The 7,400-nt window shown below is 42.6% G+C and carries 8 protein-coding genes and 2 pseudogenes; 2 read left to right on the top strand and 8 right to left on the bottom strand.

Features of this window, described 5'->3' with window-relative positions; all coding sequences use genetic code 11:
- Positions 1-459: IS110 family RNA-guided transposase (locus KKC1_RS06365; RefSeq protein ID WP_143288694.1), on the top strand; the 459-nt coding region annotated here is incomplete at its 5' end.
- A gap of 137 nt (positions 460-596) precedes the next feature.
- Here KKC1_RS06365 and sucD read toward each other — a convergent pair.
- From sucD to KKC1_RS06330, 7 genes are all read right to left on the bottom strand, one after another.
- Positions 597-1,457, bottom strand: coding sequence for a succinate--CoA ligase subunit alpha (sucD, locus tag KKC1_RS06360; protein WP_088553650.1), 861 nt, complete (start codon positions 1,455-1,457; stop codon positions 597-599).
- Positions 1,441-2,616 carry an ADP-forming succinate--CoA ligase subunit beta gene (gene sucC, locus KKC1_RS06355; protein ID WP_088553649.1) on the bottom strand — a complete coding sequence of 392 codons (1,176 nt, stop codon included), beginning with the start codon at positions 2,614-2,616 and terminating at the stop codon, positions 1,441-1,443. The genes sucD and sucC overlap by 17 nt, the downstream gene beginning before the upstream one ends.
- Positions 2,617-2,630: 14 nt before the next feature.
- The gene (locus tag KKC1_RS06350; protein ID WP_088553648.1) at positions 2,631-3,167 is read right to left on the bottom strand and encodes a 2-oxoacid:acceptor oxidoreductase family protein; all 537 of its coding nucleotides are present in this window, start codon (positions 3,165-3,167) and stop codon (positions 2,631-2,633) included.
- Positions 3,164-3,367, bottom strand: coding sequence for a 4Fe-4S dicluster domain-containing protein (locus KKC1_RS17400; RefSeq protein WP_368731557.1), 204 nt, complete (start codon positions 3,365-3,367; stop codon positions 3,164-3,166). The genes KKC1_RS06350 and KKC1_RS17400 overlap by 4 nt, the downstream gene beginning before the upstream one ends.
- Before the next feature lie 25 nt (positions 3,368-3,392).
- Entirely contained in the window at positions 3,393-4,103 is a 711-nt protein-coding gene (locus KKC1_RS06340; RefSeq protein ID WP_238134222.1) for a thiamine pyrophosphate-dependent enzyme, read from the bottom strand.
- A 98-nt stretch (positions 4,104-4,201) separates the two neighbouring features.
- On the bottom strand, positions 4,202-5,359 hold the full coding sequence (locus KKC1_RS06335; RefSeq protein WP_088553645.1) for a 2-oxoacid:acceptor oxidoreductase subunit alpha: 1,158 nt from the start codon (positions 5,357-5,359) through the stop codon (positions 4,202-4,204).
- A 147-nt stretch (positions 5,360-5,506) separates the two neighbouring features.
- Positions 5,507-6,259: an IclR family transcriptional regulator gene (locus KKC1_RS06330; RefSeq protein WP_088553644.1), complete on the bottom strand. Its 753-nt coding sequence runs from the start codon at positions 6,257-6,259 to the stop codon at positions 5,507-5,509.
- Between the two features lie 373 nt (positions 6,260-6,632).
- Between KKC1_RS06330 and KKC1_RS06325 the strand changes: the two are divergent.
- Positions 6,633-6,982, top strand: a pseudogene (locus KKC1_RS06325) (IS110 family transposase); the annotation flags it as partial.
- Between the two features lie 26 nt (positions 6,983-7,008).
- Here the strand turns inward: KKC1_RS06325 and KKC1_RS06320 are convergent.
- Positions 7,009-7,277: pseudogene (locus tag KKC1_RS06320) on the bottom strand (ATP-binding protein); the annotation flags it as partial.
- Between the last annotated feature and the right edge of the window lie 123 nt (positions 7,278-7,400).

Here is a 7,400-nt window from a genome sequence, read left to right as displayed (position 1 = left end):
ATTGACCACCTCAAAAGGCAGCTTAAACAACTGGATAAGGTCATCTGCCGAGAATTAGAAGCCATACCCCAGACCCTAACCAGCGTAAAGGGCCTCGGTCCTGTCTCGGCCGCTAGCATAATCGCCGAAATTGGTGATATTAAACGTTTCAAAAATCAGGCTGCCCTGGCTCAATATGCAGGTCTTACCTGGACCCGTTACCAGTCGGGTGATTTCGATGCTGATGAACGCCGCTTAACTAAAAGCGGAAACCGCTATCTGCGTTATTACCTGGTCCAGGCCGCTAACTCGTTGCGGGTGCACAACGAGGAGTATAAGGCCTATTACCAGAAAAAGTACCATGAGGTGACCAAACACCAGCATAAAAGAGCGCTGGTCTTGACTGCTCGTAAGTTAGTACGACTGGTCTTTGCGCTGCTGAGCAAAGGCCAAATCTATAAAGGGACGGTGATTAATTAATTGTAATACATAGCCTAATAAATTTCTTGTTTCCAGTTAGTTCCATTCGACTGGTGTGGTCTTTTATTGTCTTTTTGAAGCCTTGAGTTATTTATTCCCATTTTTTGGCCCTTGACTTTTTACCGTGAGTCTTCTATTTAGCGGGTTACTTGCAAGAGTTCGTCCAGTGTGTCTACAACTGTAATTCCTGCTTCATTTAAACTTTTAATTTTTGCTTCTGCCGTGCCAAAGCCCTGAGAGACAATGGCTCCGGCATGTCCCATTCTCTTTCCGACAGGAGCATTCCGACCGGCAATGAAAGCCACAATCTTTTTGGGGTAGCCGGCTTCCTTAACGTATTGGGCCGCCAATTCTTCACCGGCACCTCCGATTTCACCAATCATAATTACAATATCGGTCTGCTCATCTTCGCGAAAGAGCTTCAGAACATCCACAAAATCTGTTCCTTTAACGGGATCTCCGCCAATGCAAACACAGGTGGATTGGCCAATTCCTTTATATGTTAAGTTAGAAGCAACTTCATGGGTCAACGTACCGCTGCGAGAAATAATGCCTACATGGCCTTCGCTGTAAATATAACCGGGCATTATGCCTACTTTACTCTTTCCAGGGCTGATAACTCCAATGGTATTGGGACCAATGACGCGTACTCCTGCTTCTTTAGCCATGTTTTTAATGATCAAACTATCATGAACAGGTACATGCTCTGTAATAATAACAATTAGCGGTATTTTATTTTCAATGGCCTCCATTGCCGCGAGAAGCACGCCCGCAGGCGGCACCATGATTAGCGATGCATCTATTTGATGTTCCCTTTTAGCTGCAGCAACCGTATCATAAACTGGCACACCGTGCACATTATATCCGCCTTTACCTGGGCTAACCCCTGCTACCACGTTGACATTGTATTCCAGCATTTTGAGCGTGTGATAAGAACCCTGTTTACCGGTTGCTCCCTGAATGATTACACGAGTATCTGCATTAACCAATATGGACACTATTGATCACCTTCTTTTTGTTCATTTCTTTTAACAATAGAATTACAGCTTCTTCTGTTGTTCCATATTTTATGATTGGAATGTTATTTTTCTCTAAAATAGCCCAGCCCTCATCTTGAGAGTGACCTCTCATTTTTACTACGATAGCTTGTGGTGGGTTAACTTCATTAATAACCTGGGAAATACCCATTGCCATTTTTTCGCAATTATTGATGCCGCCGAAGAGATTAATTAAAACCCCTTCAACGCCTGGCGTTTTCAAAACTATTCTTAATGCAGCGGCTGTTTTTTCCATGGTTGCATCGCCACCAAGATCTAAGAAGTTTGCGGGCGCCCCGCCATGGGCGGCAATCATGTCCATGGAAGCCATACCAAGTCCTGCGCCACCGGCAATTAAGCCAATATTGCCTTTTCCTAGCCTTACGTAAGAAACGCCTACGGCCTTGGCCTCTGCCTCCAGGGGATCTAAAATTTCATCTCTTCTCTTAAAGTTATTTAAGGCTTGTAACCTGAAGAGTGCCGCGTCATCAATTTCAATTTTGGCATCAGCCGCTATAACTTTACCATCTACATCGATAACCAGGGGATTAATTTCAGCGGTAATGGCGTTATACTTAAAATAACAATTTACCAAATTAAGTGATACCTTGGCTACTTCTAACAGTTCTTTACCCTTTAAGCCTGTTTGCAGCACCCAATCTATCATTTGGTAAAGTTTTGGTATTTTTAGCGGATTTAGGTGCAATTTATGTAGCTGGTCGGGGTAATTTTTAGCCACAAGTTCGATATCCATGCCGCCTTGGGCGGATATCATCAGGATTGGCAGTAAACTTTTGGGGTCTAAAGTAATTCCCATATAGAATTCATGGGCAATTGATAACTTTTCTTCTATCAGCAATTTTTCAACTTGCTCACCTGAAAGTTGCAAGGCTAGTAAATCATTTACGGCTTTAATTAATTCATCCTCAGTTTCGGCAAATTTAATTCCACCAGCTTTTCCCCGTCCTCCACGCAAAACCTGGCTTTTTACTACTACTGGGTAACCAACTTCGCTTGCCGCTTTTTTGGCTTCCTCCAGGTTAGTAGCCGTTATACCTCTTGGTACAGGGATGCCTATTTCCTGAAAAATTGATTTACCTTCAAACTCATACAGTTTCATAACTACATACCACCTTATTGCTTATAATAATCTAATGCAGTATCAATAGCTTTAAGGTTTATATCCTGCATTTTGGGGGGTAATTGATTGACTATGGCAGACTTGAGTGCCTCAATAGTTATTAAATTGGTCTGTTTAACCAAAGCCGCTAGCATAATAGTATTGGCCACCATTTTATTGCCGCATTTTTCTTCAGCCAATTTGGTAGCGGGAATGCGATGAAGATGTTTAATGGTTTCGGGTATGTTTGTTACCAGGGTTTTATCAACAAAAACCTCAGCGGTTTCAGGATTTATGTCATTGATATATTTATCAAAGGCAGGCTGCGACATGGCTACAAAAATATCGGGATTTAAGGTTTTCGTATAATCTATTAGCTCATCTGAGATTACCACTTCCGCCCGGCAGGCGCCGCCTCTGGCTTCTGGACCGTAGCTTTGTGTTTGGGCGACCTCTTTATCTTCAAAATAGCCGGCAGCCTGGGCCAGTAATACGCCCATTAAAATAATTCCCTGTCCACCAAAGCCGGCCAGTTTTATTTCCTTTCTCAACTTGCTCCCCCCTCAACTGTAACGGCAAGTTCCGGACAAATCAGCTCACATGTTCTACACATGGTACATGCATCCGGATTGGCGATGTAAGGTAGAGTATATCCCTTACCATTTATTTTTTTCGATTTACCTATGACTTTCTTTGGGCAGTAATGGAGGCAAAGAAAGCATCCTTTACAATACTGTTCATCTATAGTCACCACTGTTTTACACCACCTTTAATTATTAGCAACTAGCTGCTAGCTTACTTATTTTTTTATAATAATTGCTGGCAAATTCCAGCCTTTCGTCATCATGGTAAAGGTTACCAATTAAAATTTTTCCTGTTAATTCTTCTATACTCTTATTCTTGGCAGCATTTACGTTAATTGTATTTGCTTTAAGCATATCCAACAGTTGTGCTGGATCGGCTACACCATATATAACCCGGCCAGCCTGGGTTGGACACTGGGTTAAAACTTCTATAAAGGAAAATCCTTCATGGTCAATGGCTTCTGCTATGGTTTTGCTGAGTTGCCGCGGATGAGCTGTGGTCCAGCGGGCTACGAAGGTTGCCCCGGCAGCCTTAGCCAGTGCGCATCCGTCGAAGGGAATTTCAGGATTGCCATAAGGAGAGGTTTTGGTTTTGCCGTGAGAAGGTGTTGTTGGTGCTACTTGCCCGCCCGTCATGCCATATATCTGGTTATGAACCATAATAACTGTAATATCTATGTTTCTCCTGGCGCCATGAATGAAATGATTACCGCCGATGCCCAGGCAATCACCATCGCCTGTGAATACAATAACCTTTCTGCTGGGGTCGCTCATTTTTAAGCCACTGGCAAATGGTATGGCGCGGCCATGTAATACATGCAAAGTATCAACATCGATATATACCGGTATCCAGCCTGAGCAGCCAATACCACCAACCAGCGCTACTTTATCTCTAATATCCAATTGATCAATCGCCCTGATAGTAGCGTTTAAAATTGTACCGTTGCCACAACCCGGACACCACAATAGGGGCAGGGTAAATTTTCTGAGATACTTTTCACCTAACGGGTGCATACAGTGGCCCTCCTCTCAATTTCTGCTAAAATTTCTCCGGGGGTATGCAGCAACCCACCAAGTTTTGGAAGAGAGACCACTTCCACTTGGCCAGCAACTGCACGTTTAACCTCGTTGACCATCCGCCCAATATTTAACTCGGGTACAATTAGGGTATGGGCTTTGGCAGCTAACTCTGCAATTTTCTTTTCCGGAAAAGGCCAAATTGTACGGATCTTTATATAACCTGCCCGAATATTCTTTTCCCTAGCATCCTTAACAGCCCTTAAGCTCGGACGAGCAGGACTACCGAAACTAACAACCACAATTTCAGCATCATCAAGAAAACTAGTTTCTATATCAACTAATTGATCAGCATGGTTAGTTATTTTTTTACATAGCCGCTCAGTAAGTTTAGCGCACACTTCCGGCAAATGAGCGGCGCGATTACCGTTCTCATCGTGGAGCTGGCCCTCTATTAAAAGCTTATAGCCCTCATTAAAGGCCGGCATTCCGTCAAGCAGGCCATCATCACCTGCTTTAAAAGGTTGATAGCCTTCTTTGGGTGGTTTCTTCCTTTCTACAGGCTTTAAGCCGGCGGGGATGCGAACTTTCTCCCGGGTGTGCCCCACAATTTCGTCAGACAGAATGTAAACTGGTACGCGATATTTTTCTGCCAACACAAAGGCTTTATAGGTTAAATCAAATGCCTCCTGACATGACGAGGGCATTAAGGCAATAATTTCATAATCACCATGTGAGCCGTATTTAGCCTGCAATATGTCCTGCTGCCCCGGTGCTGTAGGCATTCCTGTTGCAGGGCCGCCACGCATTACATTAATTATAACAATCGGTGCCTCAACCACAGCAGCATAGCCAACACCCTCCTGTTTGAGGCTAATACCGGGCCCTGAGGAAGCTGTGCACGCTTTCATCCCTCCAAAAGAAGCCCCTATGGCTGCACAAATGCTGGCTATTTCATCTTCCATTTGCAGAAAAACACCATTTACCTGTGGTAATCGCTGGGCCATTGCTTCTGCTATCTCGGAAGCAGGGGTAATGGGATATCCCGCAAAAAACCTGCACCCTGCAGCTATGGCTGCTTCCACAATGGCTTCATTACCCTGAATTATTTTGACAGTTCCTTGGCAAACTTCTTGTCCCATAGCTAACCTCCTTCTTTTATTGCCACCTCGACTACCTGGCTAATTTAAAAATTGGCTATGAACTATCTTGGAACAACCTTTTATAGGTCCCTCCCACTCTTTGATGATATCTGTATATTTTTATGAGCAATGAATCAAAGGATAAGATTAATTCCTTTTAACTCGGTCATGCCCCCTGATGTTTTTAGTCAAAAGTGCCCCTGCCTCCATCACGTATTTTATCTTTTGTGGTATTTCTTCTTGGGTAAAGCGGGTTGCCGGGCCCATAATTCCAATAGATGCCACTACTTTTCCCTGAAAGTCAAAGACAGGAGTGGCAATTGCTGCCGTTCCGCAAGTAACCTCGCCAAAGCTAATGGCATATCCTTTTAACCTTATATCCTCAAGCTCTGACATAATTTGGGGGCGGTTTTTTGCTTTTTCATGCTTTTCAATTATGTCATTTATTTCATCTGAAGGTAAAAAGGCTAAAATCGCTTTTTTTAATGCTCCCCGAGTCAAAGGGGTTCTCATCCCAATGGGTTGAACAGTTCTAAGCTCATACATAGTCTCTATTTTGTCAATCAAAACACCTTCATAGCCATCTTGAATAGTAAGGTGAGCTGTTTCCTTAGTTTTTTCCATGAGGTTTTTCAAAACAGGCTTAGCTGTTTCCATGATGGACAGGTTTTCCCGGGCAATGAACCCAAGTTCCATTAACAATAAGCCTAAACGGAACTTTTTAGTAACATCATTTTGCGCTACCAATCCGTGCTTTTTTAATTCCAAGAGAATTCTATGTACAGTGCCTACAGGTATACCGGATCGGTAAGCAATTTCAGAAGCACCCCATTCTTTAATGCCCCCTTGAGGAATCAGCAATTTTAAAATTGTTACTGCCCTTTCAATAACGCTAGCCATATAATATTGACCTCGTTACATCCTAAATCTAACTTTAATATTTTTTCTCATTATATGAGAAGCTTTCTCATTTTTTCCTATAAAGTAATTTATCATACCTTTTTTAAATTGTCAATTAAATTTTAAATTTTTTTATTAAACTATTTTTTATGTAAATTTAAAATATTTCAATTTTATAATTTATTGAAATAATTTACATTAGCGTTGCATTAATAGATTTATAATTTGTCAAACACCAATAGAGACTAAAATCATCGGAAATACCAGTTAAATCCTATTCCTGCAACAACGGTTAAGTCCCAGCAGCTCTGCCTGGGTTTTGATGGGGATGTCAGGGTTGTCCCACTCAACCCTCACGTAGCCATTGAAAGTCGGCGTGTACTGGAAACCAATCTATAGCCTTCTTGAGCTTGAAGGAATCGAGATCCTTGTTGTCAACGCCAAACATATTAAGGCGGTACCCGGGCGCAAGACCGATGTTAAAGATGCTGAATGGATAGCTGACTTTCTACGACATGGGCTTTTAAAGGACAGCTATATCCCCTCGCGTGAGCAAAGGGAGCTACGGAAATTGGTACGCTACCGCAAGAAACTAATTGAAGAAAGAGCACGTGAAATCAATCGGATGCAAAAAGTCTTAGAAGACGCCAACATAAAGCTTTCCTCGGTAGTCACTATATTATGGGAGCATCAGGGCGGTGTGACTGTCAAGTAAGTTTGAACAAATTTAAGCAAAAATTTTTGAAAACCTAGTTATTTCCAAAAATGGTTTTCCTGTGAGCTATTCTATAGCTATCACCTTTAAATTAATCACCTCACTCCGGTGAATAATTTTGTCCAGTATGGCTGTGGTCACTACCGGGTCACCCAGCAGTTCACCCCAGTCCTCCGAGCCCCTGTTGGACGTTATTATTACCGAAGATTGACCGTAAAGCTTGTTGATAAGCTGGAAAAACAAGTTGCCTTCATGGCGGTCCATGGCCAGGAACATTAAATCGTCAATTATGACAAAGTCCGAGAAGCTGTCAAGTGAACCTAGGTAATTTTTTCGATTTTCTTTCCTCCAATGCCTGTAGCTTAGCTGGCCTACCACTTCGGCCAGTTTTTGGGCTAATTCGCTATTACCACGAGCTAAGGAGAT

Origin of the sequence: Calderihabitans maritimus, assembly GCF_002207765.1 — a bacterium.
Taxonomy (GTDB): Bacteria; Bacillota; KKC1; order Calderihabitantales; family Calderihabitantaceae; genus Calderihabitans; species Calderihabitans maritimus.
The sequence above is the reverse complement of the archived record's forward strand: the minus strand, read 5'-3'. Positions and strand labels throughout refer to the sequence as shown.

Coding starts and splice junctions, on each gene's coding strand:
- sucC (WP_088553649.1), bottom strand. CDS start 2,616: ATGAAACTGTATGAGTTTGAAGGTAAATCAATTTTTCAGGAAATAGGC.
- KKC1_RS06335 (WP_088553645.1), bottom strand. CDS start 5,359: ATGGGACAAGAAGTTTGCCAAGGAACTGTCAAAATAATTCAGGGTAAT.
- KKC1_RS06330 (WP_088553644.1), bottom strand. CDS start 6,259: ATGGCTAGCGTTATTGAAAGGGCAGTAACAATTTTAAAATTGCTGATT.